The sequence below is a fragment of the Amycolatopsis sp. CA-230715 genome (genome assembly GCF_018736145.1).
Taxonomy (GTDB): Bacteria; Actinomycetota; Actinomycetes; order Mycobacteriales; family Pseudonocardiaceae; genus Amycolatopsis.
The window spans coordinates 895,962-920,256 of the sequence record NZ_CP059997.1 but is presented as its reverse complement, the minus strand read 5'-3'; the positions used below and the strand labels follow the sequence as shown (position 1 = coordinate 920,256).

The following is a 24,295-nucleotide window of genomic DNA, read 5'->3' as shown; positions in this document are numbered from 1 at the left end:
TCTGATGAGCACGGGATCCGGGTTCTTCGGTGAGGAGCCGGGCGCGCGCCACTCCCAGGGCGGGCGGCCAGAGGACGACGGCACCTTCGCCGACGTCCTCAACGGTTTCACCCTGAATTCAGGTCGTAGCCGACGCAAGCGCAAGAAGGACAAGGACACCCATGCCGAGCCCGTACCCGCTCCACCGCCGGAGACACCCGATGACCGGGGTGAGCCGATGACCCCGCCCCCCGCTCCCGTCGCCGAGGCCCCGTCGCCCGCCGCGGCGCTGTTCGAGCCCGGCGCGGCGTCGGTCGTCCAGCCGCGCTACCCCGAGCCCGAGCCGGTGAGCCCCGCCGAGGAGACCGCCGTCGTCCGCCCGTACGCGCTGACCGGCGGCAGGACGAAGTCGAACTACGCGCTCGAGCTGGAGACGCTGGTCTCCGTCAAGGACCGTCCGAACGGCCAGAACGCCGTCGAGACGCCCGAACAGGTCGAGCACCGCTCGATTCTGGAAGAATGCCGGACGCCGAGGTCGGTGGCCGAGATCGTTTCGGCGCTGCGTGTCCCGCTCGGTGTCGCGAGAGTGCTCATCAGCGACGCTGCCGACGCGGGACTGGTCACCGTGCACAGGACGATATCCGGTGATGACGGTGCCGAGGCGCATCTGATGTTGATGGAAAGGGTTTTGAGTGGACTCCGTCGGCTTTAAGTCACCGCGGTCATCCGCGCCGTCGACCATGACCTCGGCCAAGATCGTGGTGGCCGGCGGCTTCGGCGCGGGTAAGACGACCTTCGTCGGTTCGGTGTCGGAGATCGTGCCGCTGACCACCGAGGCGATGATGACCGACGCCAGCCGGGGCATCGACAACCTCGACTCGACGCCGAACAAGACGACCACCACGGTGGCCATGGACTTCGGCCGGGTGTCGCTCGACTCCGACCTCATCCTGTACCTGTTCGGCACGCCGGGGCAGCAGCGGTTCTGGTTCATGTGGGACGACCTCGTCCGCGGTGCGATCGGCGCGGTCGTCCTCGCCGACACCCGCAGGCTCGCGGACTCGTTCGCACCGGTCGACTTCTTCGAGGACCGCGGCCTGCCCTACATCGTCGGCGTGAACACGTTCGACGGCGTGCTGCACCACGACATCAACGACGTGCGTGAAGCGCTGTCGATCGACCCGAGCATCCCGATCGTGCGCTGCGACGCGCGCGACCGGGAGTCGACGAAGCAGACGCTGATCACGCTCGTCGAGTACGCGATGCGCCAGTGGATCGCGGTGCGGGCGGCGAACGCCGCCACCTGAGCGGCTCAGTACTCGTCATGGGGGCGCCACCACGAGCAGGCCGGGTCGTCGCGGCCACGGCCTGACTCCTCCCAGTCCTCCTGCCTGCCCATCGGCGTGAGGTCGAGGTACCGCAGCGTGGTGTCGAGCAGATCGGCGCCGCGGCCGCTGGTGAAGTAGGTGCGGAACACGCGGTCGCCGTCGCGCAGGAAGACGCTGACCCCGAACCCGCCGCCGACGCCGCAGTCCTCGGTGAAGTCCGTGCCGCCGGAGGAGTACCACGGCACCGTCCACCCCATGCGGTTCTTGACGGCTTCGGCTTCGGAGAGCGGCGCCGGGGCGATCACGGCGAGCGTCGTGTCGCGCGTGTGCAGGTGCGCGGGGTGGCCCATGTTGTCGACCACCATCGAGCAGCCGGGGCACAGGTGGTCCGAACCAGGGTGCAGCATGAAGTGGTAGACGATCAGCTGCTTCCGGCTGTCGAAGACGTCGAGCAGCGTCGCCTTTCCGTTCGCGCCCTCGAAGACGTACTCCTTGTCGAAGGGGACCATCGGCAGGCGCCTGCGCTCCGCGTTGATCGCGTCCATCGCCTTGGACAGCTGCTTTTCCTTGACCAGCAACGCTTCTCGCGCGGCCTGCCATTCTTCCGTGGTGACGATCTCGGGCAGTGCGGTGGTCATCGCGTGCTCCTCGCGAGTAGTGGGGCGATCTTGTCGAAGGCTTCCGTCCAGCCGACCCCGTGGTCGTCGCGCTGCGTCGCGGACGTGAACCCGGTCTGGTGGAAGGTCATTTCCGTCTTGCCGTCGAGATCGGTGAAGGTCAGGGTGATCCGCGACCGGTCGAGGTGCGCCTCCTCGTCGTCCCAGACGAAGGTGAACGCCAGCCGCTCGGGTGCGGCGATTTCGGTGTACTGGCCGTACATCCCGTGCTTGCCGCCGTCCTGGTCGAGCATGGTGGCGCGCCAGGCGCCGCCGGGGACCACGTCGAAATCGGCGGTGTCGCCGGTGCAGCCCTCCGGCCCGATCCAGCCCAGGAACAGCTCCGGCTCGGTCCATGCCCGGAAGACCAGGTCCCTTGGTGCGTCGAAGATCCTGGTGAGGGTCAGTTCCCGGTCAGCGCTCATCGTCTTCTCCTGTCTGTCCTTTTTGGATTTCCTGTAGCCGTCGGTCGAGCCGGTCGAAGCCCGCCTCCCAGAAGGCGCGGTACCGCGCGACCCAGTCCGCGACGTCTTCGAGCGGCTCGGCGGTCAACCGGCACGGCCGCCACTGCGCCGTCCGGCCGCGGGTGATCAGGCCCGCGCGTTCCAGCACCTTCAGGTGCTTCGACACCGCTTGAAGGCTCACCTCGAAGGGCTCGGCGATCTCGTTGACCGTCGCTTCTCCGGTGGCGAGCCGCGCCAGGATCGCGCGCCGGGTGGGATCGGCCAGCGCGGCGAACGTCGTGCTGAGCTGGTCCTGCGCTGCGATCGGCATCGTATTCAACCATTCTGTTAATCAACCAATGGGTTGAATATAGAACCCTTGTCAACCCTTCGTCGAGCGTGTCGAGCCGATAAACAACCGGGGTAAGCGTTCCGTATAGTCGGTGGAAGCGGGGCGTTCGCCCCGCTTCACTTTTTGGGGAGAGGGTCGCCATGGAACAAGACATCGTGTCCGCTTATCTCGATGCGATCGGCCGAGGTGCCTATGACGAGCTGGCCGACCTGTATGCCGAGGATGCCGTCATCGAGATCCCGTTCGCGCCGCCCGGTGTCCCGCGCACCTCGCGGGGGCGCGAGGTGTTCCGGGCCCGGTCCAAGTCCTCCGAGGCGCTGTGGCGGATCGAGGGGGTAGACCAGGTGACGGTTCATCAGACCACGGACCCGGGGATCGCGGTGGTCGAGTTCACCCTGCACCGCAGGCTGCGCGAGTCCGGCCGGCTGGTGTCCAGCGGCTACGTCGTGGTCTTGACCATCCGCGACGGATTGATCCAGCATGGCCGGGATTACGCCGACCCCGTCGCCGGCGCTCGCGCGCTGGGCCGCCTCCATCAGCTCGCCGGCGCCGCGGAATGACGCGGCGCCGGTGAGACGTCCGTCACGGCCGTGTCCGGGTTTCAAATAGTTGGAAGTCCGAGTATTTTAAGCCCTATGACCTCCGAACTGCACCGCCCGGTCAACCCGGTCCGGTTCGTGACCGCCTCGTCCCTGTTCGACGGCCACGACGCGGCCATCAACATCATGCGGCGCATCCTGCAGTCGCAGGGTGCCGAGGTGATCCACCTCGGGCACAACCGGTCGGTCGACGAGGTCGTCACGGCCGCGATCTCCGAGGACGTGCAGGGCGTCGCGATCAGCGCCTACCAGGGCGGGCACGTCGAGTACTTCACCTACCTCGTCGAGCTGCTCGAAGAGCGCGGTGCCGGGCACATCAAGGTGTTCGGCGGCGGCGGTGGCGTCATCGTGCGCGAGGAGATCGACCTGCTGCACTCCCGCGGCGTCGCGCGCATCTTCTCGCCGGAGGACGGGTACGAACTCGGTCTGCCCGGCATGATCAACTCGATGATCAAGGCCTGCGACGTCGATCTCGCGGCGGAGGGGCCCGGTTCCGTCGAGGGCCTGCTTTCCGGGGACATCCCGGCGCTGGCCCGCACCATCACCCAGCTCCAGCGCGAGGCGCTGCCGGGGGAGGCGCTGGCAGCGATCAAGGAGGCGGCGGGCGCGCGGACGGTACCGGTGCTCGGCATCACCGGTACCGGCGGGTCGGGCAAGTCGTCGCTCACCGACGAGCTGGTGCGCCGGTTCCGGCTCGACCAGGAGGACAAGCTGCGGATCGCGGTGCTCGCGGTCGATCCGTCCCGCCGCAAGGGCGGTGGCGCGCTGCTCGGCGACCGGATCCGGATGAACTGCCTCGACGGCTCGCCGGTGTTCTTCCGCTCGCTCGCGACGCGCACCACGAGCGGCGAGATCCCGGTGGGGCTCAACGAATCCGTGCTCGCGTGCAAGGCAGCGGGCTACGATCTCGTGATCGTCGAAACGCCGGGTATCGGCCAGGGCGACGCGGGCATCGTCGACTACGTGGACGACTCGCTGTACGTGATGACGCCGGAGTTCGGCGCCGCGTCGCAGCTGGAGAAGATCGACATGCTCGACTTCGCCGACGTGGTGGCGATCAACAAGTTCGAGCGCCGTGGCGCCGAGGACGCCCGCCGCGACGTCGCGCGCCAGCTGGTGCGCAACCGCGAGGCGTTCGGGGCCGCGCCGGAGGACATGCCGGTGTACGGCACGAGCGCGGCGAAGTTCAACGACGACGGCGTGACCGCGCTGTACCAGCACCTGCGCGACATGCTCGCCGAGCGCGGGCTGTCGGTGTCGGCGGGCGTGCTGCCCGCGGTGTCGGGCAAGGTGTCCACCGACGCGAGCACCGTCATCCCGGCGACCAGGGTGCGGTACCTGTCCGAGATCGCCGAAGGCGTGCGCGGGTACCACCGGCACACCGAGGAGCAGGCCGCCGCGGTGCGCAAGCGGGAGCACCTGACCGAAGCGAAGGCCGCGCTGGCCGACGCCGGGGCCGACACCGCCGCGATCGCCGAACTCGTCACCGCCGCGGAGTCCGATGTGGACGCAGAATCCGCGGCGCTGCTGGCGAAGTGGCCGGAAATCGCGGAGTCCTACCGCGCCGAAGAGCTCGTCGTCAAGATCCGCGACAAGGAGCTGCACACTCCACTGTGGAGGGAGACGCTCTCGGGGAGCAAGATCCCGCGCGTCTCCCTGCCGCGCTACACCGATCCCGGCGAGCTGCTCTCGTTCCTGCGCAGGGAGAACCTGCCGGGATACTTCCCTTACACCGCAGGGGTTTTCCCGTTCAAGCGGGAGGGCGAGGACCCGGCGCGGATGTTCGCGGGCGAGGGCGACGCGTTCCGCACGAACCGGCGGTTCAAGTACCTCTCGTCCGATTCGGACGCCAAGCGGCTGTCCACCGCGTTCGACTCGGTGACCCTCTACGGGCACGATCCCGCCACCCGCCCCGACATCTACGGCAAGGTCGGCACCTCGGGCGTGTCCATCGCGACGTTGGAGGACATGAAGGCGCTCTACGACGGCTTCGACCTCACCTCGCCCACCACCTCGGTCTCGATGACGATCAACGGCCCCGCGCCGACGATCCTCGCGTTCTTCCTCAACACCGCGATCGACCAGCGGGTGGCCGCGTTCGAGGCGGAGCACGGCCGCGAGCCCGACGAGCAGGAGCACGTCCAGTTGCGCGAGTGGGCGATGAAGAACGTGCGCGGCACCGTGCAGGCCGACATCCTCAAGGAGGACCAGGGGCAGAACACCTGCATCTTCTCCACCGAGTTCAGCCTGCGCATGATGGGCGACATCCAGGAGTGGTTCATCGCCAACGGGGTGCGGAACTTCTACTCGGTGTCGATCTCGGGTTACCACATCGCCGAGGCGGGGGCGAACCCGATCTCGCAGCTGGCGTTCACGCTCGCCAACGGGTTCACCTACGTCGAGTCCTATCTCGCGCGCGGCATGGACATCGACGACTTCGCGCCGAACCTGTCGTTCTTCTTCTCCAACGGCATGGACGCCGAGTACTCGGTGCTCGGCCGCGTCGCGCGCCGGATCTGGGCGGTCGCGATGCGCGAGCGCTACGGCGCGAACGAGCGGTCGCAGAAGCTGAAGTACCACGTGCAGACCTCGGGGCGTTCGCTGCACGCGCAGGAGATGAGCTTCAACGACATCCGCACCACGCTGCAGGCGCTGTGCGCGCTCTACGACAACGCGAACTCGTTGCACACCAACGCTTTCGACGAGGCGATCACCACGCCTTCGGAGTCCTCGGTGCGGCGCGCGATGGCCATTCAGATGATCATCAACAAGGAATGGGGCCTGTCGAAGAACGAGAACCCGCTGCAGGGCTCGTTCATCATCGACGAGCTGACCGACCTGGTCGAAGAGGCCGTGCTCACCGAGTTCGACCGGATCTCCGAGCGCGGCGGCGTGCTCGGCGCGATGGAAACCGGTTACCAGCGCGGCAAGATCCAGGACGAGTCCATTTTGTACGAACGGCTCAAGCACGACGGCTCGCTGCCGATCATCGGCGTCAACACCTTCCGCAACCCGCGGGAAGGCGAGGACGAGGTCGAGGTCGAACTCGCGCGGGCCACCGAGGACGAGAAGAAGTCCCAGCTCGATCGGCTCGAAGACTTCCACCGGCGCAACCGCGACGAGGCACAGCGCGCGCTGGCAGCGCTGCGGGAGGCGGCGACGCGAGGCGAGAACCTGTTCGGCACGCTGATGGACGCGGCGCGCGTGTGCTCGCTCGGCCAGATCACCGACGCCTTCTTCGAAGTCGGCGGCCAGTACCGCCGCAACGTCTGAGCCGCGGGCGAGTGCTCGGGGCGGGGCTGCCGTGCGTGTCAGCTCCGGCGGCTCGCGTCCACTTTGGACGCCTCTTCGGGTGTCGTGGTGCCCCGAAGTGGCTTTCGGGGACCTACACGCCCCGAAGGCCACCTTCGGGGCGTGTAGGCATCCCCGGCGAGTGGAGAGGTCAGTTCCTGGTGGCGGTGAGGTGCCAGACGGGGAGCAGGACGCGGTCGTTCTCGTCGGTGTTCAGCGCGGCGATCGCGGGCAGGTCCGCGTCCGGCGTCATGTCGGCCACCATCTGCTGGGCCGTGCCCGGGGTCATGGACGAGGTGTACTCGCCCCGTTCGAGCCGGGTGATGGTCCAGCCCTCGGCGAAGGTGTCCCGCAGCTCCTTCTCGGTGAGCTGCGCCGGGACGGGGAAGCCGCCGGGCAGCGAGTCGGAGAAGCAGAACATCTGCAGCCGTGCGCCCGGTTTCGCGGCGCGGTGCACCGCGGACGCGTAGCCGGGGCGGTCTTCCGGGCTGAGGCAGTGGAAGAGCGCGCTGTCGACCACCGTGTCGAACCGGTTCTCGAACCCGTCGAGCCTGGTCGCGTCGCCAACGGTGAAGTCGATGTCCTGCCCGGCGGTCTCGGCGCGCCGCCGCGCGGTGGCGAGCGCGGTTTCGGATCCGTCGACGCCGGTGACCCGGTAGCCGCGCGAGGCCAGGAAGATCGCGTTGTCGCCCAGCCCGCAGCCGATGTCGAGGACGTCCCCGCCGATCCCGCCCGCCGCTTCGAGCGCGACCAGCTTCGGCTGCGGTTCGCCGATGTCCCAAGGCATCTTCTCGCCGATGTCGGTGTTGCCCTGGTACATCTCTTCGAAGTCGAAGTCCTCGAGGGCGTTCGAACCCGTGGAGCCCGAATTGGTCATGATTCTCCTCCTCGTGCTATTTCAACGCCTGATGAGTTCCAGCATCCCGACGATCGGGACGAGTGTCAACCGACCGGGAATGCCCGCTCACGCTTCGGGGTTGCGCCGGGTATGAGAATCGGGCTGTCCACCTTCGTGACCGACTACGGCATCCGACCCGCGGCGCTCGGGAAAGCAGTGGAGGAGCGCGGGTTCGACGCGCTGTTCGTCGCCGAGCACTCGCACATCCCGGCGAGCAGGTTGAGCGCGTACCCCTTCGGCGGAGACCTGCCGAAGCCCTACTACCACGCCGCCGACCCGTTCGTGACGCTCGGCGCGGTGGCCGCGGTGACCTCGACGCTGCGCCTCGGCACCGGCGTCACCCTCCTCGTCCAGCGCGACGTGCTGCACACCGCGAACGAGGTCGCGACGCTCGACCTGATCTCGGACGGCAGGGTCGATTTCGGCGTGGGCGTCGGCTGGAACCGCGAGGAAATGGAAAACCACGGCACCGACCCGAAAACCCGGGGGAAGCTGCTCGACGAGCAACTCGACGTGCTGAAGACGATCTGGACCCAGGAGCAGGCGGAGTTCCACGGCGAGCTGATCGACTTCGATCCGATCTACGCGTGGCCGAAGCCGGTGCAGGACCCGCATCCGCCGATCCACGTCGGCGGGAACAGCGTCGCCGCGGTGAAGCGCGCGGCCGGGCACGCCGACGCCTGGATGCCCAACGGGGCCGCGGACGTGGACGGGGTCAAGGCGCAGCTCGCGTTGCGGGACGAGCACCTCGGCGAGGGCGGCACCGTCCTGCCGACCAACCTCGACCCTGGCAACCTCGCGGTGCTGGACGCCTACGCCGAGGCCGGGATCCCCCGGGTCGCGCTGCTGGTCACCGTGGAAGAGGAGGATGCCCTCCTGCGCTGGCTCGACGGTCAAGCCGATCTCCTGGAGCGCTACCGGGACTGAGTCACCAGAAGTTCACCCGGCTCGGGAATGCGCGGCCGCGCGGGCGGTGTTCGACTGTCGTATGGACTTCGGCATCTCCACTTTCGTGACCGATGAAGGCATCCGGCCCGCGCCGCTGGGCAAGGCGCTGGAAGAGCGGGGTTTCGACTCCCTCTTCCTCGCCGAGCACTCGCACATCCCGGCGAGCCGCAGGAGCCCCTATCCCGGCGGCGGCGAACTGCCCCGGGTCTACTACCGCACGCTCGACCCGTTCGTCACGCTCACCGCGGTCGCGGGCGCGACCGAGAAGCTCCTGCTTGGCACCGGCGTCGCGCTGCTCATCCAGCGGGATCTGTTCCACACCGCCAAGGAGGTCGCGAGCCTCGACCTCATCTCGGGCGGGCGGGTCGCGTTCGGCGTCGGCGTCGGGTGGAACCGCGAGGAGATGGAAAACCACGGCACCGACCCGAAGACGCGGGGCAGGCTCATCGACGAGCAGATCGAGGCGCTGAAGCTGCTCTGGACGCGGGAACAGGCGGAATACCACGGAAAACTGATCGATTTCGACCCGGTGTTCTCGTGGCCGAAGCCGGTGCAGGCCCCGCACCCGCCGATCTACGTCGGCGGCGACAGCCCGGCCGCGTTGAAGCGGCTCGCCGAGCACGCCGACGCCTGGCTCCCCATCGGGACCACGAAGCCGGAGGACGTCACGCGCGTGCGGTCGTGGCTCGCCGAGCAGGGCAGGGAGAACGTGCCGGTCACCATCTTCGGCGCGGCGGCGGACAAGGCCACGATCGACGGATACGCCGAGGCGGGCGTCGACAGGGTGACGTTCCTGTTGCCGACCGCGCCCGAAGCCGAGACGCTCACCACGCTCGACGAACTGGCCGCGTTGGCCGACGCCCACCGCTGAGCGGGAGTAGGTTCTATGACGACGAAGATCAGCAGGCAAGAAGGGGCGATGCGCTCGTGAGCGACGTTCAGATCGGCTTGGCTGCGGCCTTGGAGCAGTTCTCGCCGAGGGAATCCATCGAGCTCGCCGCGCTGGCCGAGCAGCACGGGTTCTCCGGGCAGATGGCCGCGGACCACTTCCAGCCCTGGGTCCCGCAACAGGGCGAGGCCTCGTTCGTGTGGAGCGTGCTCGCTTCACTCGCCGAGAACACCACCGGCGACCTCGGGCCCGGCGTGACCTGCCCGTCGTTCCGGCTGCACCCGGCGATGGTGGCGCAGGCCGCGGCGACGCTGGAGGCCACCTACCCCGGCCGCACGTGGCTGGGCATCGGCTCGGGCGAGGCGCTCAACGAGCACATCATCGGCGGGTACTGGCCGGAGGCGCCCGAGCGCGTGCGCCGCATGTTCGAGGCGCTCGAGATCATCAACAAGCTGTTCACCGGCAAGGACGTCAAGCACAACGGCGAGTTCTTCAAGCTGCACACCACGCGGTTGTGGACGCTGCCGGACGCGCCGCCGCCGATCTACATCGCTTCGGCTGGCCCGTACACCTCGCGCAAGACCGGTGAACTGGCCGACGGGCTGATCACGCCCGGCGCGTCGCTGGAGAAGCTCTCGGGAATCCTCGACAACTTCTCGCAGGGCGCTAAGAAGGCGGGCAAGGACCCGGACAGCATGCCGAAGCTGCTCCAGGTGCACCTGTCCTGGGCCGAGACCGACGAGCAGGCGTGGGCGAACGCGCTCGACCAGTGGCCCAACGGCGGCATGAAGTTCCCGAAAGCCGACGTGCGCTCGCCGTTCGACTTCGCGCAGATGGCGAAGCTGGTGCGCAAGGAGGACTTCGAGGGCCGCATGGTCGTCTCCTCGGACCCGGATGTGCATCGGGCGGCGCTGCAGAAGTTCGTCGACGCCGGGTTCACGCGCATCTACGTGCACAACGTGGGGCGCAACCAGAAGGAATGGATCGAGACCTTCGGCCGCGAGGTCCTGCCGAAGCTGAAGGCCTGACGCGACGGCGGGCCTGGGCGCGTGATGCCCCGAAGGTGGCTTTCGGGGCGCTGGATGCCCGGAAAGCCACCTTCGGGGCATGCGCAGCCCGCCCGCGCAGCCGCGAGGGCCGGGAAAGTGGCGCTGGAGTCCCGGAAGGTGGCTCCTGTGGCGGTCGGGCGACCCGTGTCCGGTGTCCCGGAGGTGATTCCGGTGCCGCGAATTCCGCGCTGGCAGGGGCTTCTCCTGCTCCGGCGGGGATCTGGTGATGCCGTGAAGGTGGCTTTCGGGGCATGGAGCGCCCCGAAGGTCACTTTCGGGGCATGTGCCTCGCGGTGGTTGGGCGTGCGAGGGGTGGATTTGTGGCGTTTAGCGCCCCGAAGGCCACCTTCGGGGCATGCGCGGCTTCGGCCGCACGCCTGCGAGGGCCGAGAAAGTGACGCTAGATTCCCCGAAGGTGGCCTTTCAGGGGGAAGCCGCGATCCGTGCGTGCCCCGAAAGCCACTTTCGGGGCACGAGCGTCGCCATGCGACTGAACGCGAGGGCCGAGATCGTGGCACTCAGTTCCCCGAAGGTGGCCTTCGGGGACGCTAGCTCAGCCTTGTGCGATCGTGGGCAATGAGGAGGCGCCCTCCGCTCGGTCGTAGGCATCCGCCAGGTGGGTGAGCCACGCCCGCGACTCTTCCTCATCGAGTGCCGCGCGGTCGAGTTTGCCCATGATGGTTCGGTAATTCGCGATGTCGCTCGGCCGCTCCAGAAAGATTCCAACCCCCTCTCCGTCGGTGTATCCGACAGGCGGCTGCTTCTCGTAATCCATCAAGCGAAGCGTGTTCAGGACGCTGAACGGGCCAGCCGAGTTGAGAACCACCCGTACCGTGCAGTTCTTCTGAGTGCCGATGAGCATGAGGGACAAGATTTGCTCGTTCATGATTCGGGTGTCGCCGATTGTGGTCCGCAGCGCCTGTTCCTGGATGAAGAACGTGCACTGCGGAGCCTTGTCGCGATGCGGTAGTTCTTGCCTCGCCAACCGTGTCCGGACTCGTGCTTCCTTGACCGCTGGTGGTATCGGTGTGAACAGCCCGATGAACTCGCGTACGTAGCTTTCCGACTGGAGCAGTCCCGGTACCGCTCTCGGCTCGTAGCAGGTGATCCTGTGAGCCATATTTTCGTGCGCGATAAGTGAACGAAGCTCCCGTGACATTTCCGGGCCGTTCGGCAGGGTGAGATAAGGCTCGTCGGGCGTACTCGCGAGCTGGAGCAGCAATTCGTAGTCCGCCCGCTTCACCGGGCCGCAGCCACCGAGGTAAGTCGCGACCTCGAATGGAGAAGGCGGGCGAGCGCCGCTTTCGAAGAACGAGATTGTCGCGTGCGACCATCCCAGCTTCCGGCTCAGTTCGCGCAAGGTCAGGTGCCTCGCTTCACGTTGCGCGCGAAGCTCCGCACCCAGTTCGCGCGCTCGCAGGGTGTTCGGCCGCAGTATTGGCTTTCTTTTCATGCGGTCACGCTAGAGCGGGGAAGTCTGTGCGGGCAGGTGAATCGCCGTGGTTCACCGCAAAGAACGCGCCTGGTTCGGATCTGCACCAAGGTCCGCGAGCAGGGAGGCGCCGAGCGGGGTGAGGGAGTGCAGGACAGTGTTGCGGTCCCGATGGGTGCTGATGAGCCCCGCGTCGCGCAAAACCGCGGTGTGCTTGCTGACCGCGGACGGGGTCACGCCGAGCCGCTCGGCCAGTTCGGACGTGCTGCAGCCGGTGGCCATCGTGGCCAGCGCCGCCGCTCGGGTCGGGCCGATCAGGGCGGCGAGCGCCTTTTTGGACGGTCCGCGCCGCGCGGCGGGCACCGGATTCCGGGTGTGCACCGCGGGATAGGCGAGGCGTGCCGGGCCGCCCGCCGGGGACGGGATCACTTCGGCTTCGCGCGCGAACCAGGTGGGGACCAACAGCAGCCCGGTTCCGGCGAGGTGCAGTTCCGGACCGGGCCCGCTTTCCAGCATCGGCGCGCGCCAGCGGACCGCGGGGCGCAGGCTCGTCAGCAGGCCGCTCACGCCGCCGTCGCGCAGGATCCTGGTGCGCAGGTCGCGATCGGCGTCGACCCTGGTGGTGATTTCCCGCCAGTGCGGTTCGATCGCGAGCCGGTGGTAGTCGACGAGGGCGCGAGCCAGTTCTTCCAGCGCGGCCGTGGATCCGCCCGCCAGCTCCCGAGCCCACCGGGGAAGCGGCCCGCCCGCGGCGGCCGCGCGCACGCCCGCCGCCAGCCTCGCCGGTGCGGTGCGGCGGATTTCGCCCAGCACCGCGTCCACTCCGGACTCCCCGGTCATCGGCACCAGGAACGCGGGCGCGGGAGCACCGGGCCTGCACAGCCACAGGAGCCGTTCGCCGTGCGCGGGGAGGCTCCAGCGCACCAGCCGCCGCCAGCGGTCGAAGGCCGTGCCGCCGGTTTGCAGCACGCGAAGGCTCGCCGCGGTCTCCCACGCGGGATCGGCGCCGCCGAGCCCGATTCTGGTCAGGTCGGCCATGCTCAGGTGGATGCGCACGCGTTTTCTCCCCAGTCGTAGCATCTTCTATTCGCTCGGACGAGGTCTTCTCGTTACACGCCTGAACTGTGTTGTTGCCCGCCAACGACATCCGGTCGACGGTGCCGCCGCGGACCGGGATGATCACGGCGAACGCCACCCGCTAATGGTGGCTTTCTTTCCTGGTGTCACACCGGGATGTCGAAGATTGGGGAGACAATGGGGAAGTTGACGCGGTTCGGTGCGATCGCCGCGGCGGCCGCCGGTGTGCTGGCGCTGCTCGCGCCGGGTTCGGCCGGTGCGGCCGAGGGGGCCGCGGGCGGGCTCAAGCCGATCAGCCCGCTGGCCGGGTTCGAACTCGTGCCCGCGAAGGCCTCGGCGCACGGCCTGAGCGCGAAGGCGGCGCAGGACGCGTACCTGTTCCGTTCGGTGCAGTACGGAAAGTGCCTCGACGCCGACCTGAACACGATCGGCCGCAACGGCACCAAGGTCCAGCTGTGGACGTGCGACAACACGGCCGCGCAGCAGGCGTTCTACCTCGACCAGATCCCGGAGGGCTACACCAGGCTCCGCAACGCCCACAGTGGACGGTACCTGGACGCGGATCTGCTGACGATCAACCAGAACGGCACCAAGGTGCAGTTGTGGGACTACATCGCGGGGCAGAAGAACCAGTGGTGGGGCGCCGCGCGGATCCCGGAGGGCTTCGACCGCATCGGCACGCCCGCGAGCCCGCGCTGGCTCGACGCCGACTCGGTGACCGCGGGCCGCAACGGCACGAAGGTGCAGCTGTGGCAGTTCGTGGCGGGCAACAAGAACCAGTGGTGGCAGTGACACCGGTGAGCTGAGCGGGTCCCCGGCGCGGCCGGGGACCCGCTTTCACTTGTCCAGCAACAGGTGCACCGAAAGTTCGAGGCGGTTGGCGACGTCGGCCGCCGAGGCCCGGCGCGTCACCCAGGCCACCAGGTTCGCCATCCACACGTCGGCGATCAGGTGGAAGATGTCGCGGTCGCGCTCGTCGGGCTCGTCAATGCCCATCGCCTTGGCGAACATCGCCTCCATGTGCCTGCCGACCTGTTCGACCTCGGCGGCCGCGGTGGTGTCGGCGAACATGAAGGCCCGCACCATCGCCTCGGTGAGGTGCGGGTCGCGCTGCATCATCCTGGTGTTGCGGCCGAGCACGAAGATGAGCCGCTCGACGGCGGTGTCGCCGGGGATCGCGCCGCGCTCGATCTTGTCCTGCGCGCGCTCGAACTCCCTGGCCAGCCCCGAAACCAGCAGGTGGATCTTGGACGGGAAGTACCGGTACAGCGTGCCGAGCGCGACGTCGGCGCGTTCGGCGACCGCGCGCATCTGCACCGCGTCGTAGCCGCCTTTCGCGGCCAGCGCGAGCGTCGCGTCGATGATGCGGCGGCGGCGGTCGCGCTGCGCGGCCGAGCCCAGCTCGTCCCCGCCGATCGCGCTCATCCCGGCGCCCCCGCGCGTCTTCGGCTGCGCGGCCGTCCTCGGCTTGGCGGCCATCGTGCCTCCCGGAGTGATCCGTAACTTGTTCCAGTTTGTGACGTTAGCGTACCCAATGCCCGTGCGCGTTCAACTCGCGCGCACTTGCCGAGAAAACTGAAACACGTTCTAATGATCGCGGCGGCGAGCGTCAGGAGGTGTACCGGTGCCGATCGCGATCACCGAGGAGCAGGCGGCGCTGGCCGTGACCATCCGGTCGTGGGCAGCGGAAAAGGACGCGGATTTCGCGGGGCTGGCGAAGCTCGGCCTGTTCGCGGCGGCGCTGCCGGAGCCGGTCGGCGGCGCGGGCGGCGATGTGACGGATCTCGCGTCCGGGCTCGAAGAAGTGGCCGCCGCGCTCGTGCCCGGCCCGGTGTTCGGCACCGCGCTGGCCGGGCTGGCGCTGGCCGCGGACAGCTCCGCGCCGGTCGCCGCGGAACTGCTGCCGGGGCTCGCCGCGGGCTCGGCGTCGGCCGCGGTGGTCTGGGACGCGCCCGTTCCCGGCGACTCGCTCGTGCTCTCCGGCCGTATCGGGCCCGTGTTCGACGCCGACGACGACACCTGGCTGGTCCTGTCCTCGACCGCGGGCGGGTGGTTCGCGCTGCCGCCCGGAACCACCGGTGTCACGGTCACGCCCGTCGAATCGTTCGACCCGTCGCGGTCGTGCGCGTTCGTCGACTTCGACCGGGTCGCCGTCCCGGACACGGCCCGGCTGGACCTGGACGGCGCGCTGGTCGCCGATCTCGCGGCGACCGTCGCCTCGGCCGAAGCCGCCGGGATCGCGGCGTGGTGCCTGCGGACGGCGAGCGACTACGCGAAGGTCCGCGAGCAGTTCGGCCGCCCGATCGGGGCGTTCCAGGCGGTCAAGCACCTGTGCGCGGACATGCTCTGCCGTGCCGAAGCGGCGGCGGCGCTGGCCTGGGACGCGGCGCGCGCGGCGGATGCGACCTCGCCGTCACAGCTGTCGTGCGCCGCCTCGGCCGCGCTCGCCGTCACGCTCGACGCGGCCGTCGACAACGCGAAGGACTGCATCCAGGTGCTCGGCGGGATCGGGTTCACCTGGGAGCACGGCGCGCACTTCCGGCTGCGGCGCGCGATCTCGCTGCGGCAGGCGCTCGGCGGTGGCGCGCGCTGGCGGGAGAAGACCGCACGGCTCGCGCTCGACGGCACGCGCCGCGAACTGGCGATCGACGTCGGCGCGGACGAATCCGTGGCAGCCGAGGTGGCCGGGATCGCGGCCGTTTCCGGTGCGGCGCAACGGATCCGGCTCGCCGAGACCGGGTACCTCACCCCGCACTGGCCGAAGCCGTACGGGCTGGCCGCGTCGCCGTCGCGCCAGCTGGTGATCGACGCCGAGCTGGCGAAGGCGGGGGTGGAACGGCCGGATCTGGTGATCGGCGGCTGGGCGGCGCCGACGATACTGGCGCACGGAACCGCCGAGCAGACCGAAAAGTTCGTGGGACCGACCCTGCGCGGCGAAATCGTGTGGTGCCAGCTCTTCAGCGAGCCGGAGGCGGGCTCCGATCTCGCGTCCCTGCGGACCACCGCGCGCAAGGTGCCCGGCGGCTGGCGCCTTCGCGGCCAGAAGGTCTGGACCTCCTTGGCGCACAAGGCCGACTGGGCGATCTGCCTCGCGCGCACCGACGCGAGCGTCCCGAAGCACCGCGGCATCACCTACTTCCTCGTCGACATGACGGCCGACGGGCTCGAAACCCGTCCGCTGCGGGAAATCACCGGCGACGAGATGTTCAACGAGGTCTTCCTCGACGATGTGTTCGTCCCGGACGACCACGTCGTCGGCGAGCCCGGCGACGGCTGGCGCCTCGCGCGCACCACGCTCGCTAACGAACGCGTCGCGATGAGCAAGGGATCCTCGCTCGGTGAAGACGTCGAAGCGCTCTTGGACGGCGTTCACGACCCGGACACCGGCACGCTGGAACGACTGGGCGCGCTCGTCGCCGACGGCTTCACCGGCGCGCTGCTCGACGTCCGCGCGGTGCTGCGCAGACTGGACGGTCACGGCGCCGAAGCCGAGTCGAGCGTGCGGAAGCTGCTCGGCGTGCGGCACCGGCAGGAGGTCGCCGAGTTCGCACTGGACCTGTTGGGGCGCACCGGTTCCATCGTGACGGACGAGACCGCGAAGGCGCAGCACGAGTTCCTGCTCACCCGGTGCCTGAGCATCGCGGGCGGGACTACCCAGATCCTGCGCTCGGTCGCCGCCGAACGGTTGCTCGGCCTGCCACGGAAATAGCGCCGGGTTCGGTCACGCGGATCGTTCGTAGCCGGTGCGTGGCGTGGCCACCTTGCGTGCCACGGAATCGGCACGGGGATCGCCGGTTTCGCGGTAGTAGGCCAGTGCCCGGGTCCACTCGGCCACGGCCTGCTCGCGATCGCCGAGTTCGAGGAGCAGGTCGCCGCGCCGGACGCGGACATCGGCCACGCCCCAGTGGTCCTCGACGGCGACGCGGATCGTCAGCGCCACGTTCAGGTACGTCATCGCGTCCGCGAGCTTGCCGCGCTGCTGGTGGATTTCGGCGAGCTTGATCAGCTTCCGGCCGCGGCCGTGCGGATCGCGCAGTTCCTCGCAGACGCGGAGCGCCCGCTGGGTCACCGCGAACGCGGAGTCGATCCTGCCGGTGGTGCGGTGGACCGTCCCGAGCACGGCGAGGGCCGATGCCTTGCCTTCGGGCAGCATGACTTCGGTGAACAGCCGAAGCGCCTTCTCGGCGTGACCGAGCGCGCGGGTGGGCTCGGCGCGGTCGACGGCCGCGCAGGCCAGCCCGTAGTGCGCCCACGCCTGCCCGAGGGGATCGCCCACCTCGTCGGCGATCGCGAGCGCGGTGGTGTGCAGGGTTTCACTGCGGTCGAGGTCGTTCCGCCAGTACCACGCGATCGCCTGGCTCGTGGTCGCCCACCCTTCGGCCGCGCGGTTGCCGCACCGGCGGGCCGCCTCCGCCGCGAGCTGGGTCGTCGCGAGCCACACCGACCACGGCTTCCGGAACAGGAAGTAGTCGTAGAGCGCGATCGGGATCCGCCACACGAGATCGGCGAGACCGTAGGCGCTCGCGGTGCGGAGCAGGCTTTCGAGGTTCCGGCTCTCGGCATCGCACCAGCGGATCGCGGTGGCCGCGTCGGCGAACTCGGCGGCCTCCCCGGACCGGTACGCGGGGAGGTCCGTCTTCGCCATCCACTTGCGACGGTACGGCGCGATCCGCGCGGAGGCGGCGAGCGTGGTCGCCAGGTACCAGCGGGTGAGCCGGGTGATCGCGGCCGCGATCGCGTCCGGCCGTTCTTCGTGCCGGGCGCGTTCGGCGGCGTAGAGCCGCAGGAGGCCGTGCATGCGGTAGTGGTCGCCGTCCGCGCGTTCGATCAGGTGGGCCTCGAAGAGCACGTCGACGAGATCGCGGACGCGTTCGCGGGCGAACCCGGTCAGTGCCGCGGCCGCGTCGAGGCTCCAGTCCGGTCCGGCGAGCAGCCCGAGCATCCGGAACAACGAGGCGGCCGCGGGCGTCAGCCCGCGGTACGACCAGGCCATCACCGCGCGCACCGACGCCGTCTCGCCGACCGAAAGCAGATCGAGCTTGTGGGTGGACAGGTGACCGACCAGCTCCCCGACGGTGTTCTCGCGCCGGGTCGCGACCAGTTCGCCCGCGATCCGCAGCGCGAGCGGGAGCCGGTCGCACTCGTCCGCGAGCACCGCGGCCGCGCCGGGTTCCGCGTCCGCGCGGGAGGGCCCGATCACGCGGCGCAGCAGTTCGACCGACTCGTCGAGCTTCAACGGGCCGAGCACCACTCGTCGTACGCCGAAGCGCACTCCGGTGCACATCAGGTCGGTGCGGCTGGTGATCAGCACCGCGCAGCCCGCGGTGCCGGGGAGGAGGTGCTCGACCTGGGCCGCGTCCAGCGCGTTGTCCAGCAGGACGAGCGTGCGGGTTCCGGACAGCAGCGAGCGGTACAACGCCGCTCGCTCGCCGAGGGTGGCCGGGATCGCCGCGCCGCGGCCCGCCACCGCGGTGATCAGGTGGTCGAGCGCGGTCTCGGGGGTGACGGGCTCCCCCGAAGGGGAGTGGCCGCGCAGGTCGACGTAGAGCTGACCACCGGGGAACCGGGCGGCGGCGGTGTGCGCCCAGTACAGCGCGAGCGCGGTCTTGCCCGCTCCCGGCGGGCCGGACAGGAGCGCCACCGGCGGGCAGCTGTCGTCCTCGCCGGCCAGCGCGGCGTCGAGTTCGCCCAGTTCGGCCTTCCGCCCGGTGAAGTAGGCGGTCGCCGCGGGAAGCTGGGCCGGGCGCGGACCCACCGGCTGACCTCCGGCCGCGGCCACCAGCGAGCCACCCGCTTCGAGCACCTCGTCGCACCGCCGCGCCAGCTCGGGCGAGGGCGGTGCGCCGTTCTTCACCTTGCTTAGCCAGCTGGGGGTGTAGCCGACGAGTTGCGACAGCTTCCGCCACGACAGGGCACGGCGTGCGACGAGCCGTTCGAGTTCGCGGCCGAACTCGGATCCGGGGGAGTTCGCGGTGTCCATGGGTACCACCCTGTTCCGGTGATCGCGCCGGGGCGGAACAAATCGGTCGAGAGGAAAACTGCCTGCCGAAGGAAGTGGTGCCGGATCAACGGAAGTGACGGCGCCGAACGGTGATCCGGGATGGTAGTCGGCCGATCAACGGGCGGCAAGGGTGAGAATCGGTGAAAACGGTGCCGGAGCGGGTTTCCGTTGGTGAGCCAGGTCACGATTCCTTGGAGAAGTGAATGAATTCCGGGGTGTCGTCCCTGGCGTCGGGTCGGTGTGTGACATGGCGCACGGACCTGGCGTTATTTCGGATCGTGGGAATTGTGGGAATGAGGACGCGATTCTCGTTCGATCGTGTTTCCCGTTTTCTCAACGAGGCAACACTTGTCGCGTGACGCCGCGTACTGCGAAAGTCTGGACCGCGCACAGCGCAGCGGAACCGGCAGGAATTCCTCGATTTTCGATGATCCGGTTCCTCGGCTTCGGTGTATCTGGACTGTCGAAAGGAAAAACTGTGAAGGTGTCGAAGATCAGCAAGCCGGTGGCGGTGTTGGCTGCCTCGGGCGCGCTCGTCATGAGCTTTGGCCCGGCGGCGGCCGCCGTTGCCGAACCCGCATTCGAGCAGAGTGCGGCCGGGCGCGCCGTCGCGATCGCTGCGCTGGCCGACCCGGGGCCGGACGACCTCCTCGACCAGCTCCGGCCCGCCCTGATCAGGGCGTTGCGTGTCGGCGGTCCGATCGCGGCAGGCGTGCTGGAGACGATCGGCCGCGTCGCGAAATCCATCCCGGACATCGGCGGGAATGTCGAAACCATCTTGAGGTCCGTCGCCGAAATCGTTCGGCACGGGGCGTCCAGGCTGGCGGATCTTCTGGAGGCGACCCAGCGGAGCGGCGTGTCGAAGGCCGAAGCGCGCAAGGCGATCGCCGAGCACCTGACCACAGTGGAGAAGGTCGGCGCCGAGACGGCGGCCCCGGTCAGCATCTTCCTGTCGGAGGTCTATGGCAGGTGACCGGGAGGCCCGGCCGGCGCTCCGACCCAGCCGGCCGGGCCCGTCCCCTTCCGCAGCAGCCCGCAGCGCCGCGCACGGTAACCGTGCGCGGCGCTGCGCGTGCGCGGGAAACTCCGCGACGCGTTTCGGGTTAGGGGCGGCTCCGGCTGTGGCGGGGGAAACACAGCCGGAGCCGGGGAAGGCGGCGACGATCGACGAGGGGGAGAGATCGTCACCGCCCGGCTCGGGGATTCACTCCGGTGGTTCGCGCCACTGAGTCTGGTGTTTCCCCGGTGCCGCCACAAGTGGTGATTCGTTGAGATTCCAGGAATTTTCACCCCTTGACATGACGGAGGTGCGTCCATTCCAGGAAGCGCTGAACCCCACGCACCACGTGCGCGCTGCGGATCGACGGGAAAACGTCGAACGCGTGCTGCGCGCCGGAAATCTCCGCGTACGCCACGGGGTTCTCTGAAACCGAGCGGAGCCGCTCGACGAATCCGCGCGCCTCCCGCACGGGGACCAGCGAGTCGTGCTCGCCGTGCACCACGAAGAACGGCGGCGCCTTGTCGGTGACGCGGTCCAGCGGTGAGGTCGTGACGTAGTCGTCCAGGAACTCGACCGGGTCCTTGCCGACGATGCGCTTGGCGAGCAGTGTCTTCATCCTCGCCGCGCTCGCCCGTGACCCGCTCGTCGCCGCGAAGTCGTAGACGCCGTAATGGGGCGCGCAGGCCTGGATCGAGGTGTCGGCGCCGGTGAAACCGGGTTGCAGGCGCGGATCGTCCGGGGTGAGCGCCAGCAGCGCGGAAAGGTGCCCGCCCGCCGAGCCCCCGGTGACCGCGACGAACGACGGGTCGCCGCCGTAGGCCTCGATGTTCTCCCTGATCCACGCGACGGCCCGCTTCGCTCCGATCACGTGGTCCGGCCACTGGGCGGCGGGGGAGAGCGGGTAGTTGATCGCCACGCACACCCAGCCGCGCTCGGCCATGCGCAGCATCAGCGGGATGCCCTGCTGGTCCTTGTTGCCGATCGTCCACGCGCCGCCGTGGATCTGCAGCAGCACCGGCCGCCCTTCACCCGCTTCGCGCGGGCGGTAGACGTCGAGGAGAAAGCGCTTGCCGCCGGGGGCGTAGGCGATGTCCCGTTCCCGGCGGACGGCCGGGTTGCGCATGCGGAACGGCCACACCAGCTGGGGCCACGGGGTGGCGAGATCGGCCGCGGTCAGCGGAGCGCCGAGCTCGTCCGCGTAGTTCTCGCCGAGCGCTTCCCGCAGCGCGTTCTCGACCTCGTCGCGGGCTTGCTGGGACGTGGTCACGAGCGTGGCCAGCCCGGCGGCCGACAGCGCGCCGAGCGCGACGCCGAGCTTGTCGCCCCGGGTGCGGGCGCCGTGCCTGGCGAGGTGCACCGCGGTGTCGAGCGCGGTCAACCCGATCAGCTGCGGCGCCAGCTCGGCGGTGAGCCAGCCCGCCGCGAACGCGGGCACGGCGGCCCGTGCGCCGCGCACCGGCCGGATCGCGTTGGCGGTGAGACCGAGCTGGAGGACCCTGCGAGTGAGGAAACCGGACGTCATTACTCGATAGTAGGTTGTCGTGCCGCCCGAAGCCGAGTCCCGATTTGCGCGGGAGGCCACACATATAGGACAACGCGCCCGCGTCGGTGGAAGGGGCCGGTTGGCTCGCTTAGGCTGATCGCCATGCAACGCCTGAGCGGCCTTGACGCCAGTTTCCTGTACCTGGAGACCTCCGCGCAGGTGCTGCACGTCTGCGGGCTGGCGACGCTCGACGGCTCGTCGGTCCCCGGCGGCTACAGCTTCCGCGCGTTCGAAGAACGGCTCCGCGAGCGCGTCGCGCTGATCCCGGCGTTCCGGCGGAAGCTGCACAACTCGCCGTGGAACCTCACCCACCCGGTGTGGGTCGAGGACACCGAGTTCGACCTCGACCACCACTTGCACCGCATCGCCGTGCCCGCCCCCGGCGACCGGCACGAGCTGGCGGCGCTGTGCGCGCACCTGGCTGGCCAGCCGCTCGACCGGAGCCGCCCGCTGTGGGAGATGTACGTCATCGAAGACATCAGGACCGAGGACGAAGCCACGGTCGCGATCTTCATCAAGATGCACCACGCGAGCGTCGACGGGGTCGGCGGCGCGAACCTGATCGCCTACCTCGCCGGGGTGTCCCCGGACGCGCCGCCGCCGGATCCCGGCGAGGACGCGCGCCGCAACCCCGCGGAACCGGACCGGTTCGCCCTCCTGCGCACCAGCGCCGCCTCGCTGGCGAAACGGCCCGCGCAGGCGGTGAAGCTGCTGCCGGAACTGGCCGCGATGGCGCCGCGCTGGATCGGCAGGGCGTTGCGGGGCAAGGGGATGCCGGTGCCGTTCACCGCGCCGAGGACCCTGCTCAACGGCACCATCACCGGGCACCGCAGCGTGGCCTACGCGCAGCTCGACCTCGCCGAGGTCAAGGACCTCAAGAACGCGTTCGGGGTCACCGTGAACGATGTCGTGCTCGCGATCGTTTCGGGCGCGCTGCGCCGTTTCCTCGACGACCGCGACGACCTGCCCGCCGATCCGCTGGTCGCCACCGTGCCGGTGTCGGTGCACGGGCGAAGCGAGCGCGAGCACGGCAGCAACAAGGTCTCGGCGTTCTTCGCCTCGCTGCCGACCCATCTCGCCGACCCCGCGGCGAGGGTGTTCGCGCTCGCGGAGAACAACCGGCTGTCGAAGGACCACCACCACAGCATCGACGCGGACATGCTCCAGGACTGGGCCCAGTTCGCCGGACCTGCCGTGTTCGGCCTCGCGATCCGCGCCTACTCGGCGTTGCGGTTGGCGGAACGGCACCCGCCGGCACACAACCTGGTGGTGTCCAACGTGCCCGGTCCGCCGATGCCGCTCTACCTGCTCGGCGCGCGCGTCACCGGGCTCTACCCGCTCGGCCCGGTCTTCCACGGCGCGGGCCTGAACATCACCGTGCTGTCGAATGCAGGCAAGATCGACTTCGGCCTGCTCGGCGCGCGCGAACTGGTGCCGGACCTGTGGCCGCTGGCGGAGGGGATCGGCGCGGCATTGAAGGAGCTGAAAGCGGCCGCGCCGGGACTCTAGGTCGACGCGGCGCTCCGTGCCCCGAAGGAAGTTCCTAACAGTGATGCCCTGAAGGTGGCTTTCGGGGAACTCAGCGCCCCGAAAGCCACCTTCGGGGTATGAGGGGTCCCGCGGCCGTCGAACGCACGAGGGGTGCGATCGCGGCGTTGAGCGCCCCGAAGGTCACCCTCGGGGCATGCGCGGCTCCGGCCGCACGTCTGCGAGGGCCGAGAAAGGGGCGCTGGAGTCCCCGAAGGTGGCCTTCGGGGACCACGCAGCGGCCCCGCTCCTCTCGCGCGAACACCGCGACCCGCACCTGACATCACTGCGACTTTCGGGGACAGAGATGTCCAAAAGCCACCTTCGGGGCATGCCAGCCGCGCTAGATCCGGCCCATCACCGAGCCGATGGCCGCCAAGAAGGCGGGCACGAACAGGTCCGCGCTCAGCACGCAAGCGGCGTGGCCCGCCGGGATCTCGTAGCTTGCCGTCCCCGCGATCCGGTCCGCGATCCACCGCTGGTGCGACGGCGCGATGAACTGGTCCCTGCTGGTGATCACCGTCGAGGTCGGCAGGCGCAGTTCGTGCAGCCAGCCCGTCGAGTCGAAGCGGCCGATCTCCTCCAGCGCGGACGCGATCGCCCACGGGCTGGTGGAGCGGAACTCGGCGAGCGCCCAGCGGTGGTCTTCCAGCCGTGCGTGCGGGGTGGCGGGGCCGACCGAGCCGATGCGCGCGCGGTCGCGCAGGAGGTGCATGGTGCGGCCGAACAGGTCCAGCGCCACCCGCTGGCGGATGCCCCGCCGGAAGTTCGCGCCGGTCGAGCACAGCACCATGCCGCGCACCCGCTCGGGGTGTTCGTGCGCGACGTTCTGCGACACCATCCCGCCCATCGAGTACCCGGCGACGAAGAACTCGCCGATGCCGAGCGCGTCGGCGACCGCGATGACGTCGCCGGTGCAGTCGTCGAGCCGGAACTCCTGCGAGCGGATGCCCTGCCCGTGCCAGCGCTGGTCGAAGACCACCACGCGGTGCCGCTCGGCCAGCTTGGCCACCACCGGGTACCAGGTGAGCATGCCGGTGCAGGCCACCGAGTGCAGCAGGATCACCGCGGGTGCGTCGCGCGGGCCCACGTCGACCACGGCCGTCCGCCCGCGGCCGGGCAGCGCCAGTGGTTCCGGGTCGGGAAGGCCCGCTGTCGGCGGCACGGTGACGACGCGGCGCGTGGCACGCCAGCCCGCCGCGTTGAGGTCGAGCGACACCGTTCTCCTTACGTCGTCCCGGGGTTGCCGCGAGCCGCCATCATCGAGTAAGACTGTTCAATAC

The 24,295-nt window shown here is 69.5% G+C and carries 21 protein-coding genes; 11 read left to right on the top strand and 10 right to left on the bottom strand.

The features are described from left to right. Nucleotides 1-4: 4 nt before the first annotated feature. Both HUW46_RS04395 and HUW46_RS04390 read left to right on the top strand, forming a co-directional pair. Complete coding sequence (locus HUW46_RS04395; RefSeq protein WP_215546049.1) at nt 5-691, top strand: DUF742 domain-containing protein; 687 nt, start codon at nt 5-7, stop codon at nt 689-691. Beyond that, nucleotides 672-1,286, top strand: a complete 615-nt coding sequence (locus HUW46_RS04390; protein WP_215546048.1) for a GTP-binding protein — start codon at nt 672-674, stop codon at nt 1,284-1,286. The genes HUW46_RS04395 and HUW46_RS04390 overlap by 20 nt, the downstream gene beginning before the upstream one ends. 5 nt (nt 1,287-1,291) lie before the next feature. Here HUW46_RS04390 and HUW46_RS04385 read toward each other — a convergent pair whose 3' ends face one another. From HUW46_RS04385 to HUW46_RS04375, 3 genes are read right to left on the bottom strand one after another with little or no spacing between them, the layout of a single operon-like run. Then, nucleotides 1,292-1,945 (bottom strand): DUF899 domain-containing protein, encoded by a 654-nt coding sequence (locus HUW46_RS04385; protein WP_215546047.1) that lies wholly within the window; start codon nt 1,943-1,945, stop codon nt 1,292-1,294. After that, nucleotides 1,942-2,388 (bottom strand): SRPBCC family protein, encoded by a 447-nt coding sequence (locus HUW46_RS04380; protein WP_215546046.1) that lies wholly within the window; start codon nt 2,386-2,388, stop codon nt 1,942-1,944. Before HUW46_RS04380 ends, HUW46_RS04385 begins: the two co-directional genes overlap by 4 nt. After that, complete coding sequence (locus HUW46_RS04375; RefSeq protein ID WP_215546045.1) at nt 2,378-2,737, bottom strand: ArsR/SmtB family transcription factor; 360 nt, start codon at nt 2,735-2,737, stop codon at nt 2,378-2,380. Before HUW46_RS04375 ends, HUW46_RS04380 begins: the two co-directional genes overlap by 11 nt. Before the next feature lie 161 nt (nt 2,738-2,898). Between HUW46_RS04375 and HUW46_RS04370 the strand changes: the two genes are divergently transcribed. Together HUW46_RS04370 and icmF are read left to right on the top strand one after the other, a co-directional pair. Beyond that, the gene (locus HUW46_RS04370; RefSeq protein WP_215546044.1) at nt 2,899-3,318 is read left to right on the top strand and encodes a nuclear transport factor 2 family protein; all 420 of its coding nucleotides are present in this window, start codon (nt 2,899-2,901) and stop codon (nt 3,316-3,318) included. Nucleotides 3,319-3,393: 75 nt separating this feature from the next. After that, complete coding sequence (icmF, locus tag HUW46_RS04365) at nt 3,394-6,630, top strand: fused isobutyryl-CoA mutase/GTPase IcmF (protein ID WP_215546043.1); 3,237 nt, start codon at nt 3,394-3,396, stop codon at nt 6,628-6,630. Between the two features lie 169 nt (nt 6,631-6,799). Here icmF and HUW46_RS04360 read toward each other — a convergent pair whose 3' ends face one another. Beyond that, nucleotides 6,800-7,525, bottom strand: coding sequence for a class I SAM-dependent methyltransferase (locus HUW46_RS04360; RefSeq protein ID WP_215546042.1), 726 nt, complete (start codon nt 7,523-7,525; stop codon nt 6,800-6,802). A 111-nt stretch (nt 7,526-7,636) separates the two neighbouring features. On the opposite strand from HUW46_RS04360, the gene HUW46_RS04355 reads away from it, so the two are divergent. From HUW46_RS04355 to HUW46_RS04345, 3 genes are all read left to right on the top strand, one after another. Beyond that, nucleotides 7,637-8,473, top strand: a complete 837-nt coding sequence (locus HUW46_RS04355; RefSeq protein WP_215546041.1) for an LLM class F420-dependent oxidoreductase — start codon at nt 7,637-7,639, stop codon at nt 8,471-8,473. Between the two features lie 61 nt (nt 8,474-8,534). Then, nucleotides 8,535-9,365, top strand: a complete 831-nt coding sequence (locus tag HUW46_RS04350; RefSeq protein ID WP_215546040.1) for an LLM class F420-dependent oxidoreductase — start codon at nt 8,535-8,537, stop codon at nt 9,363-9,365. Between the two features lie 56 nt (nt 9,366-9,421). Then, a complete protein-coding gene (locus tag HUW46_RS04345; RefSeq protein WP_215546039.1) occupies nt 9,422-10,411 on the top strand; it encodes a TIGR03557 family F420-dependent LLM class oxidoreductase in 990 nt (329 codons plus the stop codon). Between the two features lie 574 nt (nt 10,412-10,985). Here HUW46_RS04345 and HUW46_RS04340 read toward each other — a convergent pair. Continuing rightward, complete coding sequence (locus HUW46_RS04340; RefSeq protein ID WP_215546038.1) at nt 10,986-11,885, bottom strand: helix-turn-helix domain-containing protein; 900 nt, start codon at nt 11,883-11,885, stop codon at nt 10,986-10,988. A gap of 51 nt (nt 11,886-11,936) precedes the next feature. Next, nucleotides 11,937-12,920, bottom strand: coding sequence for an ArsR/SmtB family transcription factor (locus tag HUW46_RS04335; RefSeq protein ID WP_215546037.1), 984 nt, complete (start codon nt 12,918-12,920; stop codon nt 11,937-11,939). A 198-nt stretch (nt 12,921-13,118) separates the two neighbouring features. Between HUW46_RS04335 and HUW46_RS04330 the strand changes: the two genes are divergently transcribed. Continuing rightward, entirely contained in the window at nt 13,119-13,733 is a 615-nt protein-coding gene (locus HUW46_RS04330) for an RICIN domain-containing protein (protein WP_215546036.1), read from the top strand. A 45-nt stretch (nt 13,734-13,778) separates the two neighbouring features. On the opposite strand, the gene kstR is transcribed toward HUW46_RS04330, so the two are convergent. Continuing rightward, entirely contained in the window at nt 13,779-14,420 is a 642-nt protein-coding gene (gene kstR, locus HUW46_RS04325) for a cholesterol catabolism transcriptional regulator KstR (protein ID WP_215546035.1), read from the bottom strand. A gap of 145 nt (nt 14,421-14,565) precedes the next feature. On the opposite strand from kstR, the gene HUW46_RS04320 reads away from it, so the two are divergent. Next, the gene (locus HUW46_RS04320; protein ID WP_215546034.1) at nt 14,566-16,650 is read left to right on the top strand and encodes an acyl-CoA dehydrogenase; all 2,085 of its coding nucleotides are present in this window, start codon (nt 14,566-14,568) and stop codon (nt 16,648-16,650) included. Between the two features lie 12 nt (nt 16,651-16,662). Here the strand turns inward: HUW46_RS04320 and HUW46_RS04315 are convergent, their stop codons facing one another. After that, nucleotides 16,663-18,921 carry an NB-ARC domain-containing protein gene (locus HUW46_RS04315; RefSeq protein ID WP_215546033.1) on the bottom strand — a complete coding sequence of 753 codons (2,259 nt, stop codon included), beginning with the start codon at nt 18,919-18,921 and terminating at the stop codon, nt 16,663-16,665. Nucleotides 18,922-19,297: 376 nt separating this feature from the next. On the opposite strand from HUW46_RS04315, the gene HUW46_RS04310 reads away from it, so the two are divergent. Continuing rightward, the gene (locus HUW46_RS04310; RefSeq protein ID WP_215546032.1) at nt 19,298-19,915 is read left to right on the top strand and encodes a (2Fe-2S)-binding protein; all 618 of its coding nucleotides are present in this window, start codon (nt 19,298-19,300) and stop codon (nt 19,913-19,915) included. A 313-nt stretch (nt 19,916-20,228) separates the two neighbouring features. Here the strand turns inward: HUW46_RS04310 and HUW46_RS04305 are convergent, their stop codons facing one another. Then, on the bottom strand, nt 20,229-21,464 hold the full coding sequence (locus HUW46_RS04305; RefSeq protein ID WP_215546031.1) for an alpha/beta hydrolase: 1,236 nt from the start codon (nt 21,462-21,464) through the stop codon (nt 20,229-20,231). A 123-nt stretch (nt 21,465-21,587) separates the two neighbouring features. On the opposite strand from HUW46_RS04305, the gene HUW46_RS04300 reads away from it, so the two are divergent. Beyond that, nucleotides 21,588-22,994 carry a WS/DGAT/MGAT family O-acyltransferase gene (locus tag HUW46_RS04300; RefSeq protein WP_215546030.1) on the top strand — a complete coding sequence of 469 codons (1,407 nt, stop codon included), beginning with the start codon at nt 21,588-21,590 and terminating at the stop codon, nt 22,992-22,994. Nucleotides 22,995-23,355: 361 nt separating this feature from the next. Here HUW46_RS04300 and HUW46_RS04295 read toward each other — a convergent pair whose 3' ends face one another. Beyond that, complete coding sequence (locus HUW46_RS04295; protein WP_215546029.1) at nt 23,356-24,231, bottom strand: alpha/beta fold hydrolase; 876 nt, start codon at nt 24,229-24,231, stop codon at nt 23,356-23,358. Nucleotides 24,232-24,295: the final 64 nt, after the last annotated feature.

Coding starts and splice junctions, on each gene's coding strand:
- HUW46_RS04395 (WP_215546049.1), top strand. CDS start 5: ATGAGCACGGGATCCGGGTTCTTCGGTGAGGAGCCGGGCGCGCGCCAC.
- HUW46_RS04385 (WP_215546047.1), bottom strand. CDS start 1,945: ATGACCACCGCACTGCCCGAGATCGTCACCACGGAAGAATGGCAGGCC.
- HUW46_RS04380 (WP_215546046.1), bottom strand. CDS start 2,388: ATGAGCGCTGACCGGGAACTGACCCTCACCAGGATCTTCGACGCACCA.
- HUW46_RS04375 (WP_215546045.1), bottom strand. CDS start 2,737: ATGCCGATCGCAGCGCAGGACCAGCTCAGCACGACGTTCGCCGCGCTG.
- HUW46_RS04370 (WP_215546044.1), top strand. CDS start 2,899: ATGGAACAAGACATCGTGTCCGCTTATCTCGATGCGATCGGCCGAGGT.
- icmF (WP_215546043.1), top strand. CDS start 3,394: ATGACCTCCGAACTGCACCGCCCGGTCAACCCGGTCCGGTTCGTGACC.
- HUW46_RS04360 (WP_215546042.1), bottom strand. CDS start 7,525: ATGACCAATTCGGGCTCCACGGGTTCGAACGCCCTCGAGGACTTCGAC.
- HUW46_RS04355 (WP_215546041.1), top strand. CDS start 7,637: ATGAGAATCGGGCTGTCCACCTTCGTGACCGACTACGGCATCCGACCC.
- HUW46_RS04350 (WP_215546040.1), top strand. CDS start 8,535: ATGGACTTCGGCATCTCCACTTTCGTGACCGATGAAGGCATCCGGCCC.
- HUW46_RS04340 (WP_215546038.1), bottom strand. CDS start 11,885: ATGAAAAGAAAGCCAATACTGCGGCCGAACACCCTGCGAGCGCGCGAA.
- HUW46_RS04330 (WP_215546036.1), top strand. CDS start 13,119: ATGGGGAAGTTGACGCGGTTCGGTGCGATCGCCGCGGCGGCCGCCGGT.
- kstR (WP_215546035.1), bottom strand. CDS start 14,420: ATGGCCGCCAAGCCGAGGACGGCCGCGCAGCCGAAGACGCGCGGGGGC.
- HUW46_RS04315 (WP_215546033.1), bottom strand. CDS start 18,921: ATGGACACCGCGAACTCCCCCGGATCCGAGTTCGGCCGCGAACTCGAA.
- HUW46_RS04305 (WP_215546031.1), bottom strand. CDS start 21,464: ATGACGTCCGGTTTCCTCACTCGCAGGGTCCTCCAGCTCGGTCTCACC.
- HUW46_RS04300 (WP_215546030.1), top strand. CDS start 21,588: ATGCAACGCCTGAGCGGCCTTGACGCCAGTTTCCTGTACCTGGAGACC.